This is a genomic window from Bradyrhizobium sp. USDA 4510, from assembly GCF_054059095.1.
Genome location: NZ_JBSSBT010000001.1, coordinates 2703389 through 2729255, shown reverse-complemented (window position 1 = coordinate 2729255; position 25867 = coordinate 2703389). Strand labels below are relative to the sequence as shown.

Here is a 25867-nt window from a genome sequence, read left to right as displayed (position 1 = left end):
GCCACCACTGTCGCAACGATGGCAGCCCCGTCCGGGCCGGCGGCCGCTATAGCCCGCCGCCACCTGGCGCAGCAGGAACCGTGGCAAAAGGCGTTCGCCGCCACTACTCATTGGCACTTTTTCCTCGATAGACCGAGCCGAGACGCGCATGCGGAAGCGCGGCACGGCTTGCAAGGGGCGGCTGGGCCGCCCCACTCTCTTTTGCTTGAATGACAACGCGCGTGCGCCGGATGTGGAGACGCACCAACACCTGTGCAGCTTCGACATCGCGCGCCCGGATCGCGTCCATGATCAGGACATGCTGGGGATCGGAGAACGGAAACCCGTCCTTGGCATAGGTCTCGCTCACAAACTGTCGCCGGAAATGCTGCGTGCTGTTCCAGAAGCGTTCGACCATCGCGAGCAGTTGCGGCATCCGCGCCCGCGAATAGGTCCGTAGATGAAACTCCCGATCAAGCTGGATGTACTCCTCGAGCGTGGTGACCTGCTCAAGTTCGCGCACAATGCGGTCAAGAGTCTCGATATCCTCGTCGGTCAGATTTGGAACGCTTTCGCCGATGGCAAGCGGCTCGACCGCTTCACGGATCTTGTAGATCTCGATCGATTCTTCCGAATTGACGTCCGCAATCCAGGCGCCACGGTTCGGCGCCATCACGACGAGCCCCTCGTTCTCGAGCTGCTTCAGCGCCTCGCGCACGGGAATGCGGCTGGCTCCGAAATGGGCCGCAAGAAGCTCCTGCCGAATCCGCGTGCCTGGCCGCATCTCGCCGCTCAGCACCGCGCTGCGAATCTCGCTTGCGATCCTCTCGCTCATCAGGCGACGGGACTCCGGATCGTCCTCATTGCCGTCCCGCGTCATGTCCTTCCAATGGGGAGGCCGCTGATAAGGACTCATGAAAGGCCCTCCTTCAATGAATGGCCGCGTACATGATCTTGTCCTCGGTCGCATCAGCCCGTGCCATTTCCTCGACGATACGTCCGCCGCGAGCGACCAGGATCCGATCCGAGATAGCCAGAATCTCCGGCAGATAGGAAGAAATAACGACAACCGCCTTGTTCTCGCGCGCCAGCCTGCGAATCGCCTCGTGAATTTGTGGAATGGCGCTCACATCGACACCACGCGTCGGTTCGTCGAAGATGACCACCGTAGGCTCCTGGGCCAGAGACTTTCCCACCACGACTTTCTGTTGGTTGCCGCCGGAATATTCGACAATCTTCAGCGTCCGCTTCAATGCAGAGATCGAGAGCGCCGAGATCCATTGATCGGCGATCCGTTTCATCTCGCGCGCGGAGTAAAGGAACCGCTTGACGCGCGGCGACGACAGATAGCCAAGATAGATATTCTGATCCACCGTCATCGTCTCGAAGAAACCGTCGACCTTGCGATCCTCGGTGATGTAGGCGATTCCGTCGCGCACCGCCTGCCGCGGCACCCGGTAGCGGATCGGCTTGTCCCGCAGATAGATCATCCCGCCGCGCAGGAAGTTGCGCTTGCGCGCGCCGCTGACGATCTGCGCGATCTCGGAGCGTCCTGCCCCGACCAGCCCGAAGATGCCGACGACTTCTCCATTGAACACCGAGAACGACATGTTCTTGACGATGCTGCCCATCGTCACGTTCTCGACCGAAAGCACCTTCTCACCGCGGGAGGCATGCGGCTTCGGCGCATCCGGATCAGCCCCGTGGGTCGCGTACTGCGCTGCGGTTTCCTCACGGCCAACCATCATCCGCACCAGGGCGTCACGCGTGACGTCCTTCGCCGGTACGGTGGCGACCAGCTTGCCATCGCGCAGCACGGTGATGCGATCCGCGATGTTCAATGCTTCTTCCAGCGCATGCGAGATGAAGATGATCCCGGCGCCCTTCTCCTTCAGGGTGTTGAGAAGATGGAACAGGTGCTGGGTCTCTTCAGGGGTCAGCGATGCGGTCGGCTCATCGAAGATGAAGACCTGGGCGTTGTGGCGAACCGCACGCACGATTTCGACCATCTGCCGCTTGGCGGTTCCGAGATTCTCCACCAGCACCAGCGGGTCGACGTTGAAGTTCATCGACTGCAGCGACTGGATCGCCGCGATGTTGATCTTGCTGTAGACCGTGACCCATTTCTCCATGCCGAGTTCAAGGTTCTGCGCCACCGTCATCGACGGGACCAGGCTGGATTCCTGGTAGACCATCGCGACCCCACCCTCGAGCGCTTCCTTTGGCGAGGCGAACGAAACCTTGCGTCCCTGGATCAGGTAGTCGCCGGAGGTCAGCACGATCGCACCGGCAATCGCCTTGCAGAGCGTCGATTTCCCCGCGCCGTTCTCTCCTAGCAGCGCGTGGATTTCGCCCGGCCGCAGATCGAAATTGACACCATCGATGGCGTTCAGACCGCCATAGACCTTGCTGCCATTGACGATCTGAAGCAGCGGGGTCCCTGCCTGTTGTTCCGCCGGCATGGCGTTCATCCTTCCTGCATGCCGCGACCAGGCGGCAGTTCGACGAGGCAATCGCGTCCCTTGGACACCGCCAGCACGCGCGAGCCGATCGGGCGGACGGCGGTGATTCCATGAACCCGACCATCGACCCGGCTGTGCAGCGTCTCGGTCGCCGCGCCCTTGTCGTCGAGCCGGGCGACGAGACCATAGGAACGCGGCGGCGCCCACGGCTTCTGGATACCGAGTTTCTTGATGCGGCCGATCTGGGTCGGTTCGCGCGGATTGAGGCGGCCATCCAGCGCCGGCCCGATCCAAAGCTCAGGTGGCACCGTCCGCATCATCTCTTCGCAGAATGCCCGCTCGCGCAGGACGAATTCGGTCAATTGCGTGCGCAGCGCGAGGAAGGCCATCCAGACCTCACCGTTCGCGCCTCGGGCAAGACGCGCCGGGTAGCCGGTATGATTCTTGACGATCACGCGCCTGTCGTCACCCGTGCGTGAAAAAGCGGTCAGGCGGTGGGTCCAGGATTCGGCGACCCAGACCTCCTTGCCGTCGCCGGATACGACCAAGCCGAGCGGCCATGCGAGCTTGTCCGCACGCACGCTCGCACTGCCGAGCGAGGAATTGCAGGCGATGAGCCGGCCCGAGGGGGCGCGGTTCTGCATCAGGTCGGTCAGCCAATGCTCTGGCCGATTGTTTCGCGAGCCGTCGGTCAGGTAGATCGCCCCGTCCGGCGCGACCGTCACCGACAGCGGACAGGCAATCTTTTCACCGCCGACGCTTTCGAGCTTGCCGATGATCTCGCCAGCCGGCGAAAGCGCCACCAGCCCCACGCCGGAGACGCAGGCGAGCAGCCGGCCGTCCGGCGTGCAGGCAAGCCCGCCGACCGGGCCGTCGAGCGTCGCGAACTCCGTGCGCGTGTTGAAGTCGTCTCCCGTGCAACGCAGGACGTGGTTGCCGGTCGAGACGTAGAGCGCACCGTCCTGCCCGAGCGCAATGTCGTCCGGTCGCTCGATCTCGTCGCCGAGCTGGCGCGCCTGATCGAGCCGCTGGTTCGGGGAGAAGGCGCCGTCGAGCACCGGAATGCCGTGAATTTCCCGGTTCGGGGACAGCACGCGATCGATGATATCGCCAAGCAGAGACATGGCTCAGGCCCTTCCCCAATAGGACTTGTGCGCTTCCCAGGTCGGGTCGGCGTCCTGCAGGCGGATGCGGCCGATGCGGTTGTTCTCCAGACCCCCGATATAGAGATAGCCCTTGTGTTCACGGACCGACGTGATGGTCGGATGCGAAAGCCCGCCGGGATCCCAGAGCGATTCCGTCACCACGCCGTTGTCGTCGAACTTGACCACGCAGCCGTAGTTGATGCCCGGACACAGCCATTCGTCCGGCGGGATCTGCTTGACCATGCGGGTGCGGAAAACAGGGTTGCGCATCGCAAGGTCGTAGACCGGCGTGCGCAGGCCGACGAAGGCGAGCCAGTACTTGCCGTCGGAGGCGCGGTTGATGTTGTCGCAATAGCCCGGAAGGTTGTCGATCAGGATTTCGCTGGTGCCCGCCTTCGGGCCGGCGATCCAGAAGCGGTTGATCTGGCATAGCCAGGTGCTGGCCCACAGCACCGACTGACCGTCATGCGAAATGCAGATGCCGTTCGGGAACGTCAAGTTCTTGAGGACCGTCCTGGTGGTGCCGGTCTTCGGATCGTGGCAGATCAGCCGGCCGTTGCCGCGCCCCTCGAAGCCGTCGAGCGCCCAGTCGGTGAGTTCATAGCGGGTCGAGGCCTCGCTGAAATAGATCTTGCCGTCTGGCGCGACGTCGAGATCGTCAGCGAGATAGAGCCGCGAGTCGTCCTTGAGGCGCGTACGCGTGCGCGTGGTGCGGTCGGTGACCTTGAAGACCGAGCGATCGGGCTTCACGCCGTAAACGCCCATGCCCGCGATGCAGACGAGGAGGTTCTGATCCCGATCGAACGCCAACCCGAGCGGCCGGCCGCCGATGCGCGCGAACTCTTCGCGCACGGTATAGTCCGGCGCGAGAAAGCGGATGATCGAGCCGTTGCGGTTGACGGTGTAGAGGTTGTCCTTGCGGTCAAGGATGATGTCTTCCGGGCCCTCGATCATGTCGAGCGCGATCGCTTCCGCGTTCTTCAGGCGATCGTTCTCCGCGAACGGCGTGCCGCTGCCCCGCTCGACCGACGGCGGCGGCTCGAAATCAACCCAGCTTGGGGTGACGTAGACCTTCTGCAGCACCTTGCCCTTGTTCTTGACCCACTTCACGTTGAAGCCGACCGCGAGCAGCAGGATGATGCCGATGATGGCGGTGGTCAGGTTGCCGGAGATGCCGAGCCGGACCATGCCGCTGGTGAGCATGAAGATGATCGCCGCGCCCATGACGGCGCGCGCGATGGTACCGCGGCCACCGGCCAGGCTGATGCCGCCGAGAACCACCGCGGCCAGCGCGTTGATCTCCCAGCCGACGCCGGTGTCGGTGCCCGAGCTGCTCTGCCGCGCGGCATAGAGGATCCCCGCCAGCGCCGCGATCGCGCCCGACATCACATAGGCGGAGAACAGCACGCGCTTGACGTTGACGCCGGCGTGGCGGGCCGCCTTGCGGCTCGACCCGACCGCCATGATGTGGACGCCGGGCTTGATGCGGGTGAGGAAGAAGTGGGTTCCGACCGCAAGCAAGATCAGCACCAGCATGTTGAAGGGAATGCCGAGAACCCTCCCCGAACCCATGAAGTCCCACGTACTGGACCCGCTGTCGATGCTCGCGAGTTCGTTCGTGAACGCAACCGTCACCTTGTTGTAGGCGGCGCGGACGATGATGAGGACGACGAGCGTCGTCAGGAACGGCCGGGTCTTGCCGTAGGCAATCAGGCCGCCGTTGATCGCGCCCATCGCCGCACCGAACAGGACCACAAGCACGATGGTCACGGGCAGCGGCAGCCCGAGGATGAGATACAGATAGAGCGCGAGGAAGTTCGACATCGCGAACACCGCGCCGACCGACAGGTCGATGCCGCCCGACAGCACGGAGAAGGCCATCGCGACCGCGACCATGCCCTGCTCCGCGAAATTCCGCATCAATTCCTGCAGGCTGCCCGCCGTCAGGTAGCGCGGGATCATGATCGCGAAGGCCAGGAAAACCGCGATCGTCAGCGTGAATGGAATGATCGGCTCCATCCAGCGCTTCTCAAGCAGTTCGCCCAGGAACAACTGGGGCGAATGGCGGTGCCAGGCTCGTTGCAGGCTCTTCATCAACAGACTCCGGCGGGCTCGGCGCAGCAGCGGCCGAACGGCGGGACGACGCGGGGGATTGGGATCGACAGCTCCGGCCTGCCCGCGCCGCGGTGGGCGCGGGCGCCGGAACGACTTACTTCGCGCCCTTCGGGATGCTGAAGCAGTACATGCGATCGTCCTTCGACTTCACCCAGGCGGGGGTCGTGTAATAGGCGATGTTCTTCGCGCCCGGCTTGTCGCCGCTCTGCAACAGCGCAATCACCGCGTCGGCGATGGTCTGGCCCTGCACGTCGGCGCGATACGACAGGTTCGCGGAGAACGCGCCTTGCTCGAGCAGATCGCAATCCGCAGGTTGGCCGTCGCTGGCGACGAACACCTTCACCTTGTCGCCCATGTTGGCGGCCTTGATCGCCTGCGCCGCGCCCGCGGTTTGCGGTCCCCAGACGCTGAGGATCCCGCACAGCTTGGGATGCTGCTGCAACACGGTGGTCGTGATGTCGCCGGCCTTGTTGGCGTCCCAGCTGGTCGGCTGCGACGACACGACCTTGATCGACGGGTCGGTCTTGAACACCTCCATAGCGCCATTCTTCATGTCGAGCGAATAGGCCGCGGTCGCCTCACCTTCGAGGATCGCAACCTCGCCGGAGCCCTTGCCGCCGCCACACTGATTGATGACCTCGCGCGCGATCTTGGTGCCGAGATCCTTGGCATCGACGCCGACATAGGCGTCGGTCAGGGTGTTCGATGCCATGTTGACCTGCACGACATAGATGCCCGCGTCCATCGCACGCTTGAGCTCCTTGGCGAGCAGCGTGACGTTCGGATTTTGCACCACGATCACGTCGGGCTTGTCGTTGATATAGTCGCTGACGGTCTGAAGCTGGATGTCGGACTTCATGTTGGCGTCGCGGGTGACGAGCTTGATGCCGTAATCGTCGAAACGATCCTTCATCACGCGCGTCCATTCGGATTCCAGAACACCCATCCAGACCGGCGACCAGGCCACCGTCTTGCCCTTGAGCGACTTGTCGAATTTCTCGCGCAGCTGGTCGCGCGGCCCGGCCGCCTGCGATGGCGCAGCCACCAGCGCGGCGGTTGCCACCATCGCCGCCAGCCCGATGCCGGCAAACGCCCTCCTGTGCACAGCTTTCGTCATGTCAATTCCTCCCCTGTTATGTCGGCCGACTGTTGCGGCCCGTTGGTTGATGCAGAGCTTTAATCGCCCTGCTTCGACGTCTCCTCGTCGCGCGGATGCAGCCGGGAATCGAGCAGGATCGCGATCAGCAGCACGACACCCTTGACGATGTTCTGGGTCTGCACGTCCATGTCCATGATGGTCATGCCGTTCAGCAGCACGCCGATCAGCAGCGTTCCGGCGATGACGCTCATCACGTTGCCGCGGCCGCCGACGAGGCTGACGCCGCCGAGCACCACAACCATGATGACGTCGAAAATGATCGTCGATTCCGCGACCTGGAGATGCATCAGCGCCGTCTGCGCGACCATCACGACACCGCCGACATACCCGATCGCGGCGCACAGCGCGTACTCGATCATGGTCAGCGGGCGGGTCGGCAGACCGGTCTGACGCGCGGCGTCGGGATTGTCGCCATGGGCATAGACGAAGCGCCCGATCACGGTGCGCGACAGGAAAAGATGCACGACGACCGCGGTGGCCGCGAAGATCAGGATCGAGATCGGAACGCCACCCCAGATGTTGCCGCCGAGCCGCAGGAATTCGTCATGCCCCTTGGAAAGATAGACGACATAGTGCTGCACCGCTGTGGTGCGCACGATCCCCAGCACCGCAAGGCTCGACGCCAGCGTCGTCAGCAGCGGCGGCATCTCGATCACCGAGATCAGAAACCCGTTCAGGACGCCGATGGCGATCGCCATCACGAAGCCGATCAGCAGCGCGACCGGCGTCGCGTAGCCCGAGTTCATCAGGATGATCGCGATCGCGGTGGAAGCGGCAAAGGAGGCGACTTGCGACAGATCCAGTCCACGCCCAATCACGACCACCGCCATGCCGAGCGCGAGAATGCCGAGTATCGAAATGTTGCGCGCCAGCGCGAACAGATTGCCCAGCGTCAGGAAGCCCTTCAGGAAGATCGAAAAAATGACGATCAGGACCGCGCACATCACCAGCACGGCCGTCGTCTGCGTCAATTTCGCCCCGCGCGCGCCCGAACTGCCGGTCACCGGGTCCTCCCAGGATTGATTTTATTGTGAGCGGAAATTGAACAGAATGTATCCAGAAGTCAATCTCCGTATCCAAATTTTGGACAGCAGCTGGTTTGACGGAGGATATATTCACACCTGAAGCCCTCCATAACTATCTATATTTAAATGGATATATGTATGTTCTGGCGTCCGCGATCGAAGCGCATTTTCCGAGTTCGATCGGTCCTTTTGAAGCCGACATTGTTGTATTGGATACATTCGGCTTGAGAGCCTGTCCCTAAGGCCAATGGTCCTCATAGCGCCGTCACCCGCGGCGATGGAACGAAGCCGACGACGTTGCGGCAATCGCTCCTGGCCAAGGCCTGAAGATCGTGGCGAAAGAGAATGCCGAGACCGAGCTTTGACGCCGCCTTTCGCCCATCGAAGCCGCGCCAGGTGCAAGCCCGAGCGAACTGACGGCCGGTTTGAATTCTGTCTCGGCGCGCCCATATTCGTGACAGGTTCGCAAACACTGACGGTACCAGATTTGTCCGAGCAACTGTCGATGTTCGATGCGCCCGCCGCAGGACCGGCAGGTCTGCACTACGCGCCGGATTTCATCTCCAAAGCGGCCGAGGGCGAACTCATCCGCCACATCCGGGCACTTCCGCTTGCCCCCTTCCAGTTCGGACAGTTCGAAGGCAAGCGCCGCGTGGCTTCGTTCGGTTACCGGTACGACTATGGGTCGCGCCGACTGGAATGTGCCGAACCGATCCCGTCCTGGTTAAACGGCATCGTCGCCGCGATCCAATCCTTCGGCGGCGCGTCGACCGAGATCGGGCAGATCCTGTGCACCGAGTATGATCGCGGCGTCGGTATCGGCTGGCACCGCGACAAGCCGCATTTCGACCGGATCTTTGGACTGTCCCTGGGATCCGCATGCAAGTTCCGTTTTCGTTGTCGGACGGAAAACGGATGGGAGCGGTTCACGCTCGATGCGGCGCCCCGATCACTCTACCTGATGGCCGGTGATGCACGGCAGATATGGGAGCACAGCATTCCGCCGGTCGAGGCCCCCAGATACTCGATCACCTTCCGAACCATGGTCGAAACGGTGCGGGGCGCCAAAGCGTCGCGATAACCTTGGATTGCCGGTTCCAGCGCTCCGCTGCGCATCGCCGCATCAACCCTGATCGAGCGCTACTTCGATCCGATCGGAAGACGCAATCATGAGCGGAAGGTGCGACCAACGCCGCGCGAATGGTTGATGGGACGGGGGCGGACGAACTTGGGAAGTTCGTCCGCCGAGAGATCGCGCGCCCCCGGAGTGTCGATCGCGGGGAACGCAGCGGGCGTCTCACGCCGCTTTCGCAGCAGCCTTGTCGGCCGGTGCCGTTTCCATGGCGCGCATATAGAGATCGAGCAGCGATTCGCGCTCGTCGCGCTCATCCTGATCCTGCTTTCGCAGTTTGACGATCTCCTTGAGGATCTTCACGTCGAAACCCTCACCCTTGGCTTCCGAAAAAACTTCCTTCTTCTGCTCGTTCAGTTCCTGCAGTTCAGCGTCCAGATTCTCGATCCGCTCGATGAAAGAACGAATTTTTCCGCCGGGAATGGTGATGTCAGACATGGTGCCTCTTTGTTGAATGAGGCGGTGAAAATGAAAGCAAAGTGATAACCAATGTCTTAAGCTTCATCGGTTCCTGTAGCGCATCTATCCCGCGGCTTGCCGCGGTATTTCAGAACGCGATCCAGCTGATCACGGCCGCGGCCGACGTCCAGAGCGTCCATCCAAGGCCAAGCAGGGACATCACCGCGGCCGCCATTGCTACGGCCAGCAGCAGACCATCTTCCTGCAGGTAAGCGATCGCGATCAGGACGACCACAATCCCGGGAATGACATTGACCAGAGGCAGGGGCCAGCCCGCCAACAGACCCAGCAGGAACACGACCAACCCAACAAGCCGGTCAGTCACGTCATGGCGCGCGTTCCAGCGCGGCCGGCTGATGCTCTCGATCGCGCGCAGCAGCGGGCCCGCCCTGACGGTGAACCGCTTGAATCGCTTGAAGTCGAACGGCCGCTTCGACAGGAAGCGAGGAAAAGATGGAGCACTGTGCCCCAACATCATCTCGACCGCCGGAAACAGGAGGGCCAGCGTCGCAATTGTGGCCACGCCGGGGACGATCACAAGCAGCCCCAGCAACAGCAGGAGCAGCCCGAACGAGCGCCTGTCCAGATGGCTGAGGAGCCATTCGAGGTCGACGGGGCCGTCAGGTGCTTGCGCGACGAGTTCTTCGAGGAGCTGGGAAGTACGGGCAGGCGCTGAGCGGGGAACAAGCAAATGAAGCATTACCCGGTAACATGGTCGAACTCCGTATCGATTGCAACGAATGCCAGAGGCGCCTAGGAAGCATTGATGGACAACGATTCCGACCAGGCGTGGCACGGCCATGCGCCGAACAGCCCCCTGCCCGCCGGTCGCCGCCGCTGGCCGTGGTTTCTTCTGATCGTCGTCGTCGCCCTTGTCGGCGCCGGCAGCGTCTACGCCTGGCCTGAAGTCGCGGCATTGGTCCCCGCCATAAGCCACGAATCGTCCGGCGGGGCGACGACGACGAGCGACAAGGAGGCATTGCCAACTCTCCTCGCGGCCCAGCAGAAGCTCGAGGAAGACCTCGCCGCACTCGATCGGTCGGTAGCCGACGGGCAGGCGCAGTTGAAGGCCATTACCGACCAGTTGGCGGTCCTGACCTCGAAGGTCGAAGAGTTGCAGCATCTGCCCCCGCCGGTAGCGCCGCCGCCACCTGTTACGGCCGAGGTGCCGCGTGCCCCGATCGCGCCAACTACCCCGCAGCCGAGAAAGCCGCCGCCTCGGGCCGCCAGGCCTTCAGGTCCCGTTTCGATTGGCGGCGCACCGCTCAATGCCGCGCCCGGCAGCATGGCCCGTTGAGCTCAGAAATGCCCCAAACCGCATTCCGATTTTTGGCTTGGGGTTTGATCCTCGGCCTCTTCATCGTCACCGATATGACGCTGGCATTTCGTCCCCACACGTTGATATCGCCAAACGCCGATCGCTTTGCCGCGCTCTTCGTTGTCGGAGCCGTCTTTTCGCTCGCCTATCCGAAGCATGTCCTGCCAATCCTGCTGGCACTGCTCGCCGTCATTGTCGGCTTCGAACTCATTCAAAAGCTGCTAGCCGGCAGGCATGGCTACATAAAAGACATATTCGTCAAAGGCGCCGGCTGTTGCGCAGGCGTTGTCGCCGCCACCGCCCTGAGACGCGCGCTTTCAGCAATGTCCAAGCCGACAGGTACCTCCTGACGTCCTGCGCCGCCTTTGCCCTGTTCGACGCTGGAGCAGAGGCACGTGTCGGCAACCTTCGGCCCAATCCATCATGGACCGGTTTGACCAGGCTCCGGCCTAGGAAAGGCGCTGAGGTAGAAGCTCAAGCCCCGTCTTGGCAGGGCAAGTCCGCTATTCAAATTGGACCGGCTCGGATCCAGGATAGGAATGAGCGACGAACTCGCAGAACGCGCGAGCCGCCGGAGAAAGCTTCGCCTTGTCCTTCCAGGCAAGCCCGACATCCATGGTGTGGACGTCGTCATCGAGCGTCTTGAGATCGATGCGATGTCCTTCGAGCGACCAGGGACGGTAGACCATGTCGGACAGGATTGTAATTCCCATGCCGGTTGCGACCATGCTGCGAACCGCTTCGACCGACAGGGTCCGGAAGATGACGTTCGGCACGTACGCGGTATGCTGCCAGTAACGCATCGCGGAGCGTTCGGCTTCATCGACGGTCAACATCAGATAGGGCTCGCTCGCCAGGTCTGCCAGCTTGATGCTGTCCTTGCGAAGCAGCGGATGATTGACGCAAGTCCACAAGCGACGCGGCGAGCGCAACAAGAGCCGCGAGCGAATGGAGTGCCGGTCATGCAAGTTTGCAACCAGCATGATGGCTGCATCGACGCTACCGCTGATCAAGCTCTGCTCGATCGCGTCGCGCGGAAACTCGTGAAGACGCACCGTGATGCCCGGGAATGACCGCCAGAAGCGCGACAACAAGGGCGGCAGGAAATATCCAGCGATGGTGTAGCTGACGGCGACATCGACGGTGCCATCCACCTGCATTCCCCAGCGATGCGGCCCGCGTATCGCATCCGATACGCTGGCCTCGATGGCGCGGGCACGCTGCAAAAACTCCCGTCCGTCAAAGGTCAGCGTCACGCCGTTCGAGTGACGGTCGAACAGCTTGTGGCCGAGCTCGGCCTCGAGCGCCTTGATGGACGCGGTGACCGCAGACTGCGTCACGCTGAGCGCCGCCGCGGCAGCCGAAACGCGCCCGGTCTCGGCGGTTGCGATGAAATGCCGAACCTGACGGAACGTCAGAGACATAAAAATTTCCGATATCAGCGAACGATATTTCGAATTTTACAATCCCCCGGCGGACCGGAAAAATCAATCCATCGGTTCGCGAGTGAGAGGCATTGAGGTCATGTCCGATGGTTTGGAGTTGGTCGCTCGCGATATCAGCGTCCAATTCGAAGGCCTGAAGGCGCTGTCCAACGTGACCTTGACCGTACCGCGGGGACGTATCGCCGGACTGATTGGTCCGAACGGAGCCGGCAAGACCACCCTTATTAATGTGCTGACGGGTTTCCAGCCGGTTGGCGCCGGAACCGTGGAACTGGAAGGCGAGACGCTGAGTGGCATTGCAGCGCACAAGTTGCGCCGCAAAGGCGTGGCGCGAACCTTCCAGTCGGGCCGACTTTTCCGCGACCTGCCGGTGATGGACAACCTTGAGGTCACCGGCGTCGGCCTGGGCCAATCCCGTCCGGAGGCGATCGGTGAAGCCGAGCGCGTCATGGCTTGGCTCGGCATTTCGCATCTGTCCAACACCATCGCCGGCGCCCTGCCCTATACCGACGAGCGCCGCGTCGCGATCGGCCGCGCGATCATGTGCACACCGCGCTATCTGCTGCTCGATGAACCGGCGGCTGGAATGTCGGAGCACGAAAGCCACGAACTTGCCGCCATCATCCGGCGGATCGCTGGCGAGCTCAATGTCGGGGTGCTGCTGATCGAGCACAACATCGGCCTCGTGCTCGAGCTCTGCGAGCGCATCTACGTCCTCGATTCCGGCGAGGTCATCGAAGCCGGCCCGCCCGCTCAGATCCGTGACAGCGACGCGGTCAGGCACGCCTATATGGGCACGCAGCGCGACGAGCTGCTTCCGGTCGCCGCCGAACAGGCCGTCGCGTCATGACGCTGCTTGCCGTCGACGACATCACCGTCAGCTATGGCCGCCTGACGGCTCTCCGCGGCCTGACGCTGAAGATCGATGAAGGCGAAATCCTGTTCGTGACCGGCCCGAACGGCGCCGGCAAGTCGACCTTGCTCAACGCCATCGCAGGCGTCGTGCCACCGGGCTCCGGGTCCATCATGATCGATGGCGCAAAGATCACGGGTGCCGCACCCGAAGACATCGCCCGGCGCGGATTCTCCCTGGTTCCCGAGGGACGCAATGTCTTTGGCGCGCTGACGATCGAGGAGAATCTGAAGGTCGGAACCGGCATGCGCACCGACCGCAAGAAGATCGCCGACGACCTGGATCAGGTCTACGAGGAATTCCCGATGCTTGCCGAGCGCCGCCACACCCCGGCGGGCATGCTCTCCGGCGGCCAGCAGCAGATGCTCGTCATTGGCCGCGCCTTGATGGCCGCGCCCCGCATCATGGCGATCGACGAGCCGTCGCTCGGCCTTGCGCCAAAGATCATCGACCAGGTCTACGAGATCCTGGTGCGGCTGCGGACACAGCGCAAACTCACACTCCTGATCGTCGAGCAGAGCTCGACACGCGCCATGATGACGGGCGGACGGATGGTCCTGATCCGCGGCGGCCGCATCGTGCTCGAGGGCCCAGCGGCCGATATGGTCAGGGATGATCGTCTGAAGCAGTCCTATTTCGGCTTCGGAGATCATTGAGATGCGCGAGTTGCTCCAGATCATCTTCGATGCCCTCAGCCTCGGCAGCCTCTACGCCCTTGGCGCGCTCGGTATCGCCCTGATCTTCGGCGTGATGCGGCTCGTCAACTTCGCGCACGGCGATTTCATCGCGTTTTGCGTCTTCGCCATGCTGTGGCCGTCGATCGATGCGGCGGCGATCGTCTTTGCCGGGCAGCTACCGTTCTATCTGCTGATCCCGCTGCTGCTCTTGATCGGCGCCGCGCTGTCGATCCTGTCGGAGATCGTCGTCTTCCGCCGCTTCCGCAATGCCAATCCGGCGACGATGATGATCGCATCCTTCGCACTCGGCTTCGTGATCCGGCATCTCCTGCTGATGCTGTTTTCCAGCCGGCCGAAGTCGATCACGCTGTGGCCGAGCCTCGGCCTGCCGGTCGAATTCCTCGGCGCTCACATCCCGATGCTCCAGGTCGTGACCATCATCATCACGCTGGCCGTGCTGGTGGTCCTCGTCCTGTTCCTCAAGCGCACGCGCTACGGGCTCGAGATGCGCGCGGCCGCCGACAATTTCACCATGGCGCGCATGCTCGGGGTCCGCGCCAACGGCGTGATCCTGCTGGCCTTCGCTATCAGCGGCATGCTGGCGGCGGCGATCGGCCTGATCCTGGCGACCAATTCCGGCACCGCCGACATCGGCATGGGCGCCAATGTGATGCTGATCGCGTTCATCGCGACCGTGATCGGCGGCCTCGGCAGCATTCCCGGCGCCGTTGCCGCCGGCTTCCTGATCGGTGCGGCCAGCGTCGTGTTCCAGGCGACCCTGCCGCATGACGCCAGGGTATTCCGCGACGCCTTCGTCTACGGCGCCGTCATCGTCGTCCTTCTGGTGCGGCCGCAGGGCCTGTTCGCACCGAAATCCGCCAAGCAGAGGGTCTGATCGATGTCGCAGCGGCCGTCCGTCATCCGGCAAACGATCATCACGCCGATCGTGCTGATCGTGGCGCTGCTCATCATGGCGGCCCTCTCCTATCAATTCGGCAGCCGGGCCTTCAACCGCACCGTGGTCGAGATGTTCATCAACATCATGGTGGTGGTCGGGCTCTACGTCTTCGTCGGCAATTCGGGCCTGCTGTCGTTCGGCCATATCAGCTTCATGTGCCTCGGCGCCTACATGACCGCCTGGCTCACGATTCCACCGGTGATGAAGTCGATCACGCTCAAGGGCCTGCCGGCATGGCTGCTCCACGCGCAACTGCCGATGTGGGTAGCGACGCCGATATCCGGACTGTTTGCGGCACTGTTCGCGCTGATCGTCGGGCGCGTCATCATGCGCCTTTCGGGCATCGCCGCCTCGATCGCGACCTTCGGCCTGCTCGGCGTCATCAACAATGTCTATTCGAACTGGGATTCGGTGACGGGCGGACAGGGTTCGATCGTCGGCATTCCGCCCACCATGAATGTCTGGACCGGATGGATCGGCGGCGCCGTGGCCATCGCGATCGCCTATCTCTACTCGATTTCGCGCTCCGGACTGGCACTTCGCGCCACGCGAGACGAAGCGGTCGCGGCCAGCGCCTCCGGCATCGACATTGTCCGCGAACGGCTGATCGCCTTCGTCGTCAGCGCGTTCATCATCGGGCTCGCCGGCGCGCTGTACGCGCATTTCCTGAGCATCGTCAATCCCGGCGCATTCTATCTGCGGACGACGTTCATCACGCTGTCGATGCTGGTGGTCGGCGGCATGTACAGCCTCAGCGGAGCCGTCTCGGGCGTGGTCGCGATCTCCGTGTTGATCGAGCTGTTCCGCAATCTCGAGAAGGGCATCAGCCTCGGCGGTCACACCGTCGGCCTACCGAACGGTGTCCAGGAAATCGCGATCGGCATCATCACCATCGCGATCCTGATGTACTTGCCGACGGGACTGACCCGCAACCAGGAATTCTCCTGGCGTCGATGGCCGTTGCAGCGCCGCCTGACGCCACCGGTCCAGACCGCGCTGAAGGAACTGCACTGACGCTTGTTTGTACAATTGGAGGAGTGGGGATATGCGCTTTACGACATTACTCAGCATCTTGGCCGGAGCATCCGCGCTCTGGTTCACGCCTGCCCGGGCAGCCAACGAGATCGTTGTTGGATTTGCGACCGCGGCATCCGGATTTATGCAAGCCTATGACAAGCCGGCGCAGGACGCGGCGCTGATCCGGATCGAGGAGATCAACAAGGCCGGCGGCCTGCTCGGCAAGAAGATCAAGCCCGTCTTTGCCGACACCAAGACCGATCAGGCCGAGGGTGCCAAGGCCGGCCTTGCGGTGCTCGACCAGGGTGCCGACCTCGTCATCGTCTCCTGCGACTACGATTTCGGCGCGCCCGCGGCGCTGCAGGCGCAGGCTGCCGGCAAGGTTTCCTTCTTCCTCTGCGCCGAATCGATCAAGGCCGGCATCCCCGGCGTCGGCCCGTTCTCGTTCTCGGCCTCGGTGCTGGCACCGGTGCAGGGAGCGACCATGTCCGAATGGGCTTACACCAAGAAGAACGCGCGCAGCTTCTATCGGCTGCTCGACAGCTGGACCGTCTACAACAAGGGCATCTGCGACGGCTTCGACTGGATGCTGCCGCGCCTGAAGGAGGCCAAGCTGGTCGGCAGCGACACCTTCAAGAACGACGATGCCTCGATCGCTTCGCAGATCACGCGCATCAAGAGCCTGCCGAAGGAGCCTGACGCCATCATGCTCTGCACGATGATGCCGGGCGCTGTCTCCGCCATCAAGCAGATCCGCGCCGCCGGCATCAAGTCGATGATCCTCAACGGGTCAGGTGTCGACGGCAGCTACTGGATGAACGCCGTTCCTGACCTCTCGAACTTCTACGTCCCGGTGCAGGGCTCGGTCTATGGCGACGATCCGAACCCGAAGGTCAACGAGTTCAACAAGAAGTACAAGGAGGTCACCGGCGGTGACCCCTCCAGCCAGTACGTCTATCCGGGCTACGTCCTGATCGACGTCTGGGCCAAGGCGGTCGATCGCGCCAAGTCGACCGATGCGGCAGCCGTCGTGGCCGAGCTCGAGAAGATGAACAACGAGTCCACGCTGTTCGGGCCGCGCACCTTCACCAAGGACATCCACCACCAGAACCAGGGTCGTTACCTGATCGTCGACACCGAGGCCGGCAAGCCGCAGGTGATCGACCAGTGGACGATCTCGGAGAAGATCCCGCTCGACTATCTGGTGTCCAAGTAACCCGGCAATGCACCGCCCTGGGTGCGCCAGTCATACCCGGGGCGGCCTTCGCCGGTCATATGCAAAGCCAGTTGGAAGGAAATCAGGAGATGGTCGTGATCAACTGCGACATGGGCGAGGCCTACGGCCTCTACAAGATGGGCGACGACAAGGCATTGATGCCTCATATCGACGTCGCGAACGTCGCCTGCGGCTTTCATGCCTCCGACTTCAATCACATGCGCAAGACCGTGCAGCTCGCCAAGCAATTTGGCGTCAAGGTCGGGGCACACCCGTCGCTGCCCGATCTGCAGGGATTTGGTCGCCGGGAGATGAAGATCGACCGCGAGGAGCTGGCCAATTGCCTGCTCTATCAGATCGGCGCACTCAAGGCCTTCCTGGATGCCGAAGGCATGGCGCTCAATCACATCAAGCCGCACGGCGCACTTTACGGCATGGCATCGCGCAACGAGGAGATCGCCGAAGCCGTGGCTGATGCCGCTGACGTCTACAAGGTGCCGTTGCTCGGCATGAAGGGAACGTTGCACCAGAAGGTCTACGAGCGGCGCGGTCATGCCTTCGTCGCCGAATACTATGCCGACCTCGACTACAATGCCGACGGCAGCCTGATCATCACCCGCGAGCACGAGGCGAAGGATCCGGCCGACGCCGCAACCCGATGCGCAAGGGCGGTCAATGAAGGCAAGACGCGCACGGTGGCCGGAAACGACATCGTGGTCGGCTCCGATTCGATCTGCATCCACTCCGACACGCCGAACGCCGTCGCCATCGCCGAAGCCGTCCGCGAGGCGGTGCGCCCCTATCTCACCGCGCGCTGAACCGTCGCGGCAACGAACCAAAGACTCTCAAGAGGAAACAATGGCAACGCAGCAGATCTTCTCGCCGCTCCCAGGCATCTTTTATCGCAAGCCCGCACCCGACAAGCCGGTCTACAAGAACGACGGCGACGCCGTCGCCGAGAGCGACACGATCGGGCTTATCGAGGTGATGAAATCGTTCAACGAGGTGAAAGCCGGCATCGCCGGCAAGATCGTCCGCTTCCTGGCCGAGAATGAAGATGCCGTGATGGCCGGCCAGCCGATCGCCGAAATCGACGTTTAGGGCTCTTCGACCAGCCATGGCGATCAAGAAGCTCCTCATAGCCAATCGCGGCGAGATCGCGGTGCGCATCATCCGCGCAGCGCGCGATCTCGGCATTGCAACCGTGCAGGTCTACAGCAAGGCCGACCAGGCCTCGCTTGCGGTCAGGCTCGCCGACGAAGCGGTCGATATCGGTCCGCCGCAGGCGTCGAAATCCTATCTCAACCAGGCGGCGATCCTCGCCGCAGCGCGGAGCACTGGTGCCGACGCTATCCATCCCGGCTACGGCTTCCTGGCCGAGAACGCCGAGTTCGCCGCCGCAGTCGAAGCGGCGGAATTGATCTTTGTCGGCCCGACCGCGCAATCGATCCGGCTGATGGGCGACAAGGTCGCGGCACGCGAGGCCGCCGCCGCGGCCGGCGTGCCGACCGTCCCTGGCAGCCAGGGGCGGCTGGAATCGGCCGAAGCGGCCTTCGCGCTGGTCGAGAAGACCGGCTTCCCAGTGATGATCAAGGCCGCCGCCGGGGGTGGCGGACGCGGCATCCGCATCGCGCGGTCCCCCGGGGAGTTTCAGCATCTGATGCCGCAGGCACAGGCCGAGGCACTCGCGGCCTTTGGCGACGGCGGGCTTTACGTCGAAAAGCTGATCGAAGGCGCGCGGCATATCGAGGTGCAGGTGCTCGGCGACGGACACGACGTGATCCATTGCTTCGAACGCGAATGCTCATTGCAGCGCCGCCGCCAGAAGGTCTGGGAAGAAGCCCCCTCGCCCTCGCTCACCCAGGCCGTGCGGGAGAGGCTCTGCACCTCGGCTGTGGCACTCGCCCGAGCGGTCAATTATCGCGGCGCCGGCACGCTCGAATATCTCTACGACGACGCCACCGGTGAATTCTACTTCCTGGAGATGAACACCCGCATCCAGGTCGAGCATCCGGTCACGGAGATGATCACCGGCATCGACCTCGTCCGCGAGATGATCCGGATCGCCGGCGGCGAACATTTGCGCATCAGCCAGAACGAGATGTGCGTCAGCGGCCATTCGATCGAGGTCCGTATCAACGCCGAGGATCCCGCCAGAAACTTCCTGCCCAACCCGGGCACGGTGAGCGCGCTCAACCTGCCCGTCGGCGACGGCGTTCGCTTCGACAGCATGCTCTATGAGGGATACACGGTGCCGCCCTTCTACGACAGCCTGCTCGGCAAGCTGATCGTGCACGACAAGGATCGGCCGAGCGCCATGAAGAAACTCAAGCGCGCGCTCGCCGAGCTCAGCGTCGAAGGCATTTTCACGACCAAGACCCTACACCAGGCGCTGGCGCGCGACGCCGACGTCCAGGCTGGGCGCTTCCATACGGCATGGCTCGAATCCTGGCTTGAGTCCCATGCCGCCACGCTTGCCACCGCTCAGCCGCCATCAGCCGCGAAGGTCGCCTCATGATGGCGAGAGAATCCGCCCCGTCAGCAACAGGAGGCCGCTAGCATGCAAACTCGATTTTCCTTCGGCGGCGATGAGCACATTTTCGCCGAGGTCGGCGAAGCGATGTCGCTCGAGGCCTTTTTCAAGAGCCTGTTCATCACCAATGCGGTGCGCGATGCCAGGATCAAGGGTGTCACCGAGATCTGCCCGGCGAACGCGTCCTATCAGGTCAAGTTCGATCCAGAGCGGATCAAGCCCGACGATCTCCTCGCCGAGCTGAAGCGGCTGGATTCCGCATCCGAGAAATCGGAACCGGTGATCAAGACGCGGATCATCGAGATTCCCGTGCTCTACAACGACCCCTGGACCCGTGAGACCTTGATGCGCTTCCGCGAGCGTCACCAGGATCCTGACGGCACCGACCTCGAATACGCCGCGCGGATCAACGGCCTCGACAGCGTCGATGCCTTCATCAAGGCGCATTCCAGCGCGCCCTGGTTCGTCTCGATGGTCGGCTTCGTCGCCGGCCTGCCCTTCCTCTACCAGATGGTCGAGCGCAAGCGGCAGCTTCAGGCCCCGAAATATCTGCGCCCGCGCACGGATACGCCGAAGCTCACCGTCGGACATGGCGGCTGTTTCAGCTGCATCTATTCGGTGCGCGGCGCCGGCGGTTACCAGATGTTCGGCATCACGCCGATGCCGATCTATGATCCCAACCAGACCATCAGCTATTTGCGCGACTTCATGTGCCTGTTCAAACCGGGCGACATCGTGAAATGGAAACCGATCGACCGGGCAGCCTATGACGCCGCGGTCGCCGACGTCGACGCCGGCCGGTTTGCGCCCGTGATCCGCGACGTCTCGTTCTCGTTGACCGAGTTCAACCGCGACATTGATGGCTACAACAGCAAGCTCGATGGAGTTCTCCATGGCCGTTAGGGTTTTGAAGCCGGGTCTTGCGACCACCGTCCAGGACCTCGGACGTCCCGGCTATTATCACATCGGCATCCCGCTCTCCGGCGGCATGGACCGTCACGCGCTGGTCGCCGCAAATCTGCTCGTCGGCAATGATGCAGGCGCAGCCGTGCTTGAGGCGGTGTTCATGGGGCCCGAGCTCGAATTCACCGAAGACGCCACGGTCGCCGTCACCGGCGCGGAGCTGCCGCCGAAACTCGACGGCGAGCCGCGCGAGACCTGGACCAGCTTCAAGGTGAAGCGTGGCCAGATTCTCTCCTTCGACTTCCTCAAGCGAGGCGCACGCGGCTACATCGCGGTCGCCGGCGGCATCGATGTGCCCGTGGTGCTCGGCTCGCGATCGACCTACGCACTCGGCGCGCTCGGCGGCTTCAAGGGCCGCAAGCTCGAGGCCGGCGACGAATTGCCGGTCGGCCATGCCAGCGTGACGGTCAAGGACGGCCGCACCGTCGCCAACGATTTACGCGGACAACCGGCGGGAATGCCGACAGAGCTGCGCGCCATGCCCGGCCTCTATTGGCACCGCATTACCGAGGCCGCCGGCAACGGCTTCTTCTCCGACACCTGGAAGGTCGCGCCGGAAGCCGACCGGATCGGCTACCGCTTCAAGGGTGGCAAGGCGCTCGAATTCGTTCCGCGCGAACCGCCGTTCGGCGCCGGCTCTGACCCGTCCAACATCACCGACGCCTGCTATCCCTACGGCTCGATCCAGGTTCCCGGCGGCACCGAGCCGATCGTGCTGCATCGCGACGCCGTATCCGGCGGCGGCTACTTCATGGTCGGCACCGTGATCGCCGCCGACATGGATCTGATCGGTCAGCTCCAGCCCAACACGCCGGTGAAGTTCGTCAAGGTCGACATGGATCAGGCGCTTGCGGCACGCAAGAGCCGGACCGAGCTGCTGGGCAAGCTTCGCAGCGCCATGGCGTAATCGCGAGGGGACCGCCGCATTTGCCAACGGAGCTCGGCCGCCGGCGCCGGAGCGTTCGCGCATGGTCACGTCTAAACCTGTGGCTGTCGATTGCGCGCTCGCACATCTGAGGTCTGTGCCACGGCGCGCTGTCCGCCGGGCGGCACGAGAGTTGCAGCGGACACATTCGGGCTGAGAAACACTGCTCATGAGTTGTGCAAACATCGGAACAACCGCGATGTCCGTTTCTCTGAAACAGATCCGCTACTTCGTCGCCGCCGCCGAGACCGGGCGGATCAGCCAGGCGGCCATCGATCTCAACGTCTCGCAATCAGCGGTCACCGCGGCGATCCAGCAGCTCGAGGCCACCGTCTGCGCCCGCTTGCTGGAGCGCACGCCGAACGGCGTAACCGTCACCATGGAGGGCAGCCGCTTCCTCTCCCAGGGCCGTCATATCCTCGCCGCCGTCGCCGAGGCGGTGCGCGACACGCAGATGTCCGCCGGCCCCCTGTTCGGGACGATCCGCGTCGGCGTCACCTACACCGTGTCGGGCTACTTCCTGCCGCGTCATCAGATGCGCTTCAAGGCGAGTTTCCCCGGGATCACGATCGAGCTGTTCGAGGCGCCGCGCGACGTGCTCGAGCGCGCACTCGTCGATGGTGCGCTCGACCTCGCGGTGATGCTGGTCTCGAACCTGCGCGACAACGCCATGCTCACCAGCGAGACCTTGCTGCGATCGCCGCGCCGGCTGTGGCTTGCGCCCGAGCATCCCCTGACCCGCGCCGAGCGGGTCCACCTCGCTGACATCGCGACCTATCCCTATGTCATGCTCACGGTCGACGAGGCCAAGCACACCTCGATGCGCTATTGGAACAACGCCTCACTCGAACCGAAGACGGTGTTCCGTACCTCCTCGGTCGAAGCCGTCCGCTCCATGGTCGCCGGCGGCATGGGGATCGCCATTCTGTCCGACCTGATCTACCGGCCCTGGTCGCTGGAAGGACAGCGGATCGAGACCCGCGTCATCGAGGACGAGGTGCCCAGCATGGACATCGGTCTTGCCTGGCGTCGCGACACCAAGCCATCGGAGGCTGCGATGGCTTTTCGCGATTTCATGCGCTTTGCGGTTGCCGGCGTCGGGCCGGCCCGGCCGCCGGTCAGCATGGACCACCGACATCAGGCCGAGGAGGCCATCGAAATCTAGAATATCAGTTTCCGTTTTATTCGACTTGACGCCGTCCGGCTGTCCTCGCCAAACTTTGCCCGGGGACACGACGACCGGAGGCACAGCCGGCGGCGGGAGTGAGACATGCAAGTCACCTACACGACCAACGACATCCCGTTGCAGACCCGCCGCCAGTACTGGCAGGAGGTCGTCTCGAAGACCTATTACTCGCTCGACCTGCGCTTCCCGAGCACGCGCGACTTCAATGCGCGCCTTGGCGCTTGGTCGATGGGCCCTGTCTCGGTGTCCCGCAACATCGCCAATGGCCTGCTGTACAAGCGGCATGAGCGGCATCTCCTGAGCGAGCGGGAGGAATCCTTCCTGATCACGGTGCCCGAACTCGCCGAAATCCGTTTCGAGCAGGACGGCAAGGTGGTGCATTGCCGCCCGGGCGCGTTCCTGATCGAGCGCAGCCACCTACCCTACGAGTTCAGCCATCAGGATCCGACGGCGCTGTGGTGTCTGAAGATCCCGAGCGCGGTGCTGCGCGCCCGCATTTCCCGGCCCGAGCGCCTCGCGACGCTGCAATTCGACGCCAGCCGCAGCGTCGGCGCGCTGTTCGTCGACACGCTGCGCCTGTCCGGTGAACGGATCGAGGAAATGGACGAGACGGCGCGCACGATGATGGGCAAGCACCTGATCGAGCTGCTTGCGATGGCCATTGAATCCGACGACCGTGTGTTGACCGGTCACTCGTCCTCCGTGCGCAACGGCCATTTGCTGCGTTGCGAGCAATTCATCCGGGCCCGTCTCGACGATATGCGGCTCACGCCGCAGATGATTGCCGACGGCTGCGGCATCTCGCTGCGCTATTTGCACCAGATCTTCGAGGGCGAAGGTCTGACCGTCTGCGCCTACATCCGCAACCAGCGCCTTTCAATGTGCGACGCCCTGCTGCGCGATGCGAACTGCCGCAAGAGCATTTCGGAAATCGCCTATCAATGGGGCTTTGCCGACCAGGCGCAGTTCAGCCGCAATTATCGCGGCCGGTTCGGATGCACCCCGAGCGAGGCCCGCGCCATTTCGCGCACAGCCAGCTCCTGAAGACTGGCCTGCTGATGGATTCTTAGGCACACCGCCGCCGGCCTGGGCATGTATGAGCACCGGCACGGTTCGCTCTCTCGCACAAACCTTCCTGCGCTCAGCGTCAAGAACGAAGGCTGCCGCTCTGCCTAAGATCGGCGAAACGCTCGTTCGAAAGGAAGAGGCATGGCGCAGAACCTTCGTGTGGCCGTCGATGTCGGTGGCACCTTCACCGACATCTGCATCATGGACGAGACGACCGGTCTCGTGCGCATCGAGAAGACCTCCTCCACGCGCGATCCGATCGAAGGGATCATGGGTGGCGTATCCAAGGCCGGCATCGACCTGTCCAAGGTGGCGCTGTTCTCGCACGGCACCACGATTGCCACCAACGCGCTGATCACGCGCCGCCTGCCGCGCACCGCGGTGGTCACGACCAAGGGGTTCCGCGACGTCATCGAGATCCGGCGCGCCAACAAGGAAGACCTCTGGGACACCTACAAGGACGTGGTCCGGCCCTATGTGCCACGGCGCGACCGCCTCACCGTGCCCGAACGCGTCGATGCTGCCGGCACAGTGATCGAGCCGCTCGACGTCGAAGCTGCGCGCAGCGTCGCACGCATCCTCAAGCGTCGCGGCGTCGCCGCGGTCGCGGTGTGCTTCATGAACGCCTATCTCAACGGCACCAATGAGCGCGCCATGCGCGATATTCTGCTGGCCGAGATGCCCGATATTCCGGTCTCGATCTCCTCGCAGGTGCTTCCCGAAATCTTCGAGCACGAGCGGTTCTCGACGACGGTCGCCAACGCCGTGGTGAGCCCGGTCGTCGTCAACTACACGAGCCGGCTCGGCGAACGACTCTCGGACGAGGGCTACACCCGTGATCTTTTGCTGCTGCACACCGGCGGCGGCGTGATGACGCCGGCGAGCGTGAAGGATTTCGCGGCGCGCCTTGCCGGCTCCGGCATCGCCGCCGGGGCCATAGCCAGCCGCCATATCGCCGGTCTTTGCGGTTTCCCCAATTCGATCGGCCTCGACATGGGCGGCACGTCGACCGACGTGTCGCTCGCCTATGAGGGCCAGTCGCGGATCACCAAGGACTGGCACATCGAGTTCGGCTATCCGATCCGCTTCGCATCGATCGAGGTGCTCACCATCGGTGCCGGCGGCGGCTCGCTGGCCTGGACCGATCCGGCCGGCTCGCTGCGCAACGGCCCGCAATCGGCCGGCGCCTATCCGGGACCGGCCTGCTACGGCAACGGCAATACGCAGCCGACCAACACCGATGCCAATGTGACGCTCGGCCGGCTTGGCACCGATCTCGCCGGCGGCAAGGTCAAGCTCGACCCCGAGCTGGCGCGGCAAGCGGTCGAGGGCGGCGTCGCCAAGCCGTTCGGCCTCGGCCTGCACGAAGCCGCAGATGCAATCGTCAAGGTCGCCAATGCCAACATGTCGGATGCGGTGCGCCTGATCTCGATCAGTCGCGGCTACGATCCGCGCGACTTTGCGCTGGTGGCGTTCGGCGGCGCCGGTGCCCTGCATGGGGTCGACGTCGCACGTGAGCTGGCGATTCCCGTCGTGATCGTTCCGCTCAATCCCGGCGTGACCTCAGCGCTCGGTTGCCTGCTCGTCGACATGCAGCACGATTTTTCGCAGAGCTGCATGGTCGACGCCGCCGAGGCCGACGCCACCGAGATCGAGGCACAGTTCGCCGAGCTCGAGAAGGCTGCGCTCGCACGGTTGATCCATGAGGGCGTCGCGCAGCAGGACATCGTGCTGCAGCGCTCGATCGACATGATGTATCGCGGCCAGTGGCGTTCGCTTGCCGTCAACGCGCCGCGGCCGATCGGCGCGATCGCCGATCTGGTGCAGAGCTTCCATGCCGAGCATCAGCGCGAATACAATTTCCGCCGCGACAGCGCGCCGGTCAGCTTCTTCCGTCTCAATCTGAAGGCAGTGGGCGTGGTCCCCAAGGCCGAGTTTGCCGTCCATGAGCCGACCGGCGCTAGCCCCGAGCCGGTCAGCCGCCGCAGGGTCTGGTTCGAGGGCAGCGGGCTCGATACACCCGTCTATCGGCGCGACAACCTGCCCTGCGGCTTCTCCTTTCAAGGCCCCGCGATCATCGAGCAGGTCGATGCCACCACCGTCGTTCCGCCCGGCGCCGCCGCCGAGGTCGACAGATATCTCAACATCATCATCCGCGTGAAGGAGTAAACC

The 25867-nt window shown here is 63.4% G+C and carries 25 protein-coding genes; 16 read left to right on the top strand and 9 right to left on the bottom strand.

Annotation, left to right across the window (positions count from 1 at the left end):
- Positions 1-103: 103 nt before the first annotated feature.
- The 6 genes from ACVMDN_RS12015 to ACVMDN_RS11990 all read right to left on the bottom strand — a co-directional run bounded on the left by ACVMDN_RS12015 (position 104) and on the right by ACVMDN_RS11990 (position 7864).
- The gene (locus tag ACVMDN_RS12015) at positions 104-859 is read right to left on the bottom strand and encodes a GntR family transcriptional regulator (RefSeq protein WP_028345041.1); all 756 of its coding nucleotides are present in this window, start codon (positions 857-859) and stop codon (positions 104-106) included.
- Between the two features lie 49 nt (positions 860-908).
- Positions 909-2450: a sugar ABC transporter ATP-binding protein gene (locus tag ACVMDN_RS12010; protein WP_456835877.1), complete on the bottom strand. Its 1542-nt coding sequence runs from the start codon at positions 2448-2450 to the stop codon at positions 909-911.
- Complete coding sequence (locus ACVMDN_RS12005) at positions 2447-3565, bottom strand: SMP-30/gluconolactonase/LRE family protein (RefSeq protein ID WP_057017124.1); 1119 nt, start codon at positions 3563-3565, stop codon at positions 2447-2449. The genes ACVMDN_RS12010 and ACVMDN_RS12005 overlap by 4 nt, the downstream gene beginning before the upstream one ends.
- Before the next feature lie 3 nt (positions 3566-3568).
- Positions 3569-5680, bottom strand: a complete 2112-nt coding sequence (locus tag ACVMDN_RS12000) for an ABC transporter permease (RefSeq protein WP_076826289.1) — start codon at positions 5678-5680, stop codon at positions 3569-3571.
- Positions 5681-5795: 115 nt separating this feature from the next.
- A complete protein-coding gene (locus ACVMDN_RS11995) occupies positions 5796-6818 on the bottom strand; it encodes a sugar ABC transporter substrate-binding protein (protein WP_028334112.1) in 1023 nt (340 codons plus the stop codon).
- A gap of 59 nt (positions 6819-6877) precedes the next feature.
- Positions 6878-7864 carry an ABC transporter permease gene (locus tag ACVMDN_RS11990; protein WP_083714936.1) on the bottom strand — a complete coding sequence of 329 codons (987 nt, stop codon included), beginning with the start codon at positions 7862-7864 and terminating at the stop codon, positions 6878-6880.
- Between the two features lie 508 nt (positions 7865-8372).
- Between ACVMDN_RS11990 and ACVMDN_RS11985 the strand changes: the two genes are divergently transcribed.
- Complete coding sequence (locus ACVMDN_RS11985) at positions 8373-8966, top strand: alpha-ketoglutarate-dependent dioxygenase AlkB (protein ID WP_307720382.1); 594 nt, start codon at positions 8373-8375, stop codon at positions 8964-8966.
- A gap of 216 nt (positions 8967-9182) precedes the next feature.
- Here ACVMDN_RS11985 and ACVMDN_RS11980 read toward each other — a convergent pair whose 3' ends face one another.
- Together ACVMDN_RS11980 and ACVMDN_RS11975 are read right to left on the bottom strand one after the other, a co-directional pair.
- Positions 9183-9455 (bottom strand): DUF2312 domain-containing protein, encoded by a 273-nt coding sequence (locus ACVMDN_RS11980; protein WP_016842183.1) that lies wholly within the window; start codon positions 9453-9455, stop codon positions 9183-9185.
- A gap of 109 nt (positions 9456-9564) precedes the next feature.
- Entirely contained in the window at positions 9565-10176 is a 612-nt protein-coding gene (locus ACVMDN_RS11975) for an exopolysaccharide biosynthesis protein (protein ID WP_456835195.1), read from the bottom strand.
- 66 nt (positions 10177-10242) lie between these two features.
- Here ACVMDN_RS11975 and ACVMDN_RS11970 point away from each other — a divergent pair, with 66 nt between their 5' ends.
- On the top strand, positions 10243-10773 hold the full coding sequence (locus tag ACVMDN_RS11970) for a hypothetical protein (protein ID WP_158074171.1): 531 nt from the start codon (positions 10243-10245) through the stop codon (positions 10771-10773).
- An 8-nt stretch (positions 10774-10781) separates the two neighbouring features.
- Positions 10782-11144 (top strand): hypothetical protein, encoded by a 363-nt coding sequence (locus ACVMDN_RS11965; RefSeq protein ID WP_244558736.1) that lies wholly within the window; start codon positions 10782-10784, stop codon positions 11142-11144.
- A gap of 153 nt (positions 11145-11297) precedes the next feature.
- Here the strand turns inward: ACVMDN_RS11965 and ACVMDN_RS11960 are convergent, their stop codons facing one another.
- On the bottom strand, positions 11298-12218 hold the full coding sequence (locus tag ACVMDN_RS11960) for a LysR substrate-binding domain-containing protein (protein WP_076826285.1): 921 nt from the start codon (positions 12216-12218) through the stop codon (positions 11298-11300).
- Positions 12219-12318: 100 nt separating this feature from the next.
- On the opposite strand from ACVMDN_RS11960, the gene ACVMDN_RS11955 reads away from it, so the two are divergent.
- From ACVMDN_RS11955 to ACVMDN_RS11895, 13 genes are all read left to right on the top strand, one after another.
- On the top strand, positions 12319-13089 hold the full coding sequence (locus tag ACVMDN_RS11955; RefSeq protein ID WP_076826283.1) for an ABC transporter ATP-binding protein: 771 nt from the start codon (positions 12319-12321) through the stop codon (positions 13087-13089).
- The gene (locus tag ACVMDN_RS11950; RefSeq protein WP_057017116.1) at positions 13086-13808 is read left to right on the top strand and encodes an ABC transporter ATP-binding protein; all 723 of its coding nucleotides are present in this window, start codon (positions 13086-13088) and stop codon (positions 13806-13808) included. The genes ACVMDN_RS11955 and ACVMDN_RS11950 overlap by 4 nt, the downstream gene beginning before the upstream one ends.
- Before the next feature lies 1 nt (position 13809).
- Positions 13810-14724 (top strand): branched-chain amino acid ABC transporter permease, encoded by a 915-nt coding sequence (locus ACVMDN_RS11945; RefSeq protein ID WP_057017115.1) that lies wholly within the window; start codon positions 13810-13812, stop codon positions 14722-14724.
- A 3-nt stretch (positions 14725-14727) separates the two neighbouring features.
- Positions 14728-15801 carry a branched-chain amino acid ABC transporter permease gene (locus tag ACVMDN_RS11940; protein ID WP_016846056.1) on the top strand — a complete coding sequence of 358 codons (1074 nt, stop codon included), beginning with the start codon at positions 14728-14730 and terminating at the stop codon, positions 15799-15801.
- Between the two features lie 31 nt (positions 15802-15832).
- A complete protein-coding gene (locus tag ACVMDN_RS11935; RefSeq protein WP_076826281.1) occupies positions 15833-17020 on the top strand; it encodes an ABC transporter substrate-binding protein in 1188 nt (395 codons plus the stop codon).
- Positions 17021-17109: 89 nt separating this feature from the next.
- The gene (pxpA, locus tag ACVMDN_RS11930; protein WP_028345053.1) at positions 17110-17838 is read left to right on the top strand and encodes a 5-oxoprolinase subunit PxpA; all 729 of its coding nucleotides are present in this window, start codon (positions 17110-17112) and stop codon (positions 17836-17838) included.
- A 40-nt stretch (positions 17839-17878) separates the two neighbouring features.
- A complete protein-coding gene (locus tag ACVMDN_RS11925) occupies positions 17879-18121 on the top strand; it encodes an acetyl-CoA carboxylase (RefSeq protein WP_018270951.1) in 243 nt (80 codons plus the stop codon).
- 16 nt (positions 18122-18137) lie between these two features.
- Positions 18138-19538, top strand: coding sequence for an acetyl-CoA carboxylase biotin carboxylase subunit (locus tag ACVMDN_RS11920; RefSeq protein WP_456835196.1), 1401 nt, complete (start codon positions 18138-18140; stop codon positions 19536-19538).
- A 42-nt stretch (positions 19539-19580) separates the two neighbouring features.
- The gene (locus tag ACVMDN_RS11915; protein WP_225646064.1) at positions 19581-20456 is read left to right on the top strand and encodes a 5-oxoprolinase subunit B family protein; all 876 of its coding nucleotides are present in this window, start codon (positions 19581-19583) and stop codon (positions 20454-20456) included.
- Positions 20446-21423, top strand: a complete 978-nt coding sequence (locus tag ACVMDN_RS11910) for a 5-oxoprolinase subunit C family protein (protein WP_229189496.1) — start codon at positions 20446-20448, stop codon at positions 21421-21423. Before ACVMDN_RS11915 ends, ACVMDN_RS11910 begins: the two co-directional genes overlap by 11 nt.
- Before the next feature lie 217 nt (positions 21424-21640).
- Positions 21641-22606 carry a LysR family transcriptional regulator gene (locus tag ACVMDN_RS11905; RefSeq protein WP_057017111.1) on the top strand — a complete coding sequence of 322 codons (966 nt, stop codon included), beginning with the start codon at positions 21641-21643 and terminating at the stop codon, positions 22604-22606.
- A gap of 105 nt (positions 22607-22711) precedes the next feature.
- Positions 22712-23671 carry an AraC-like ligand-binding domain-containing protein gene (locus ACVMDN_RS11900; protein ID WP_456814293.1) on the top strand — a complete coding sequence of 320 codons (960 nt, stop codon included), beginning with the start codon at positions 22712-22714 and terminating at the stop codon, positions 23669-23671.
- 165 nt (positions 23672-23836) lie between these two features.
- Positions 23837-25864, top strand: a complete 2028-nt coding sequence (locus ACVMDN_RS11895) for a hydantoinase/oxoprolinase family protein (RefSeq protein ID WP_253587231.1) — start codon at positions 23837-23839, stop codon at positions 25862-25864.
- Positions 25865-25867 lie beyond the last annotated feature (3 nt).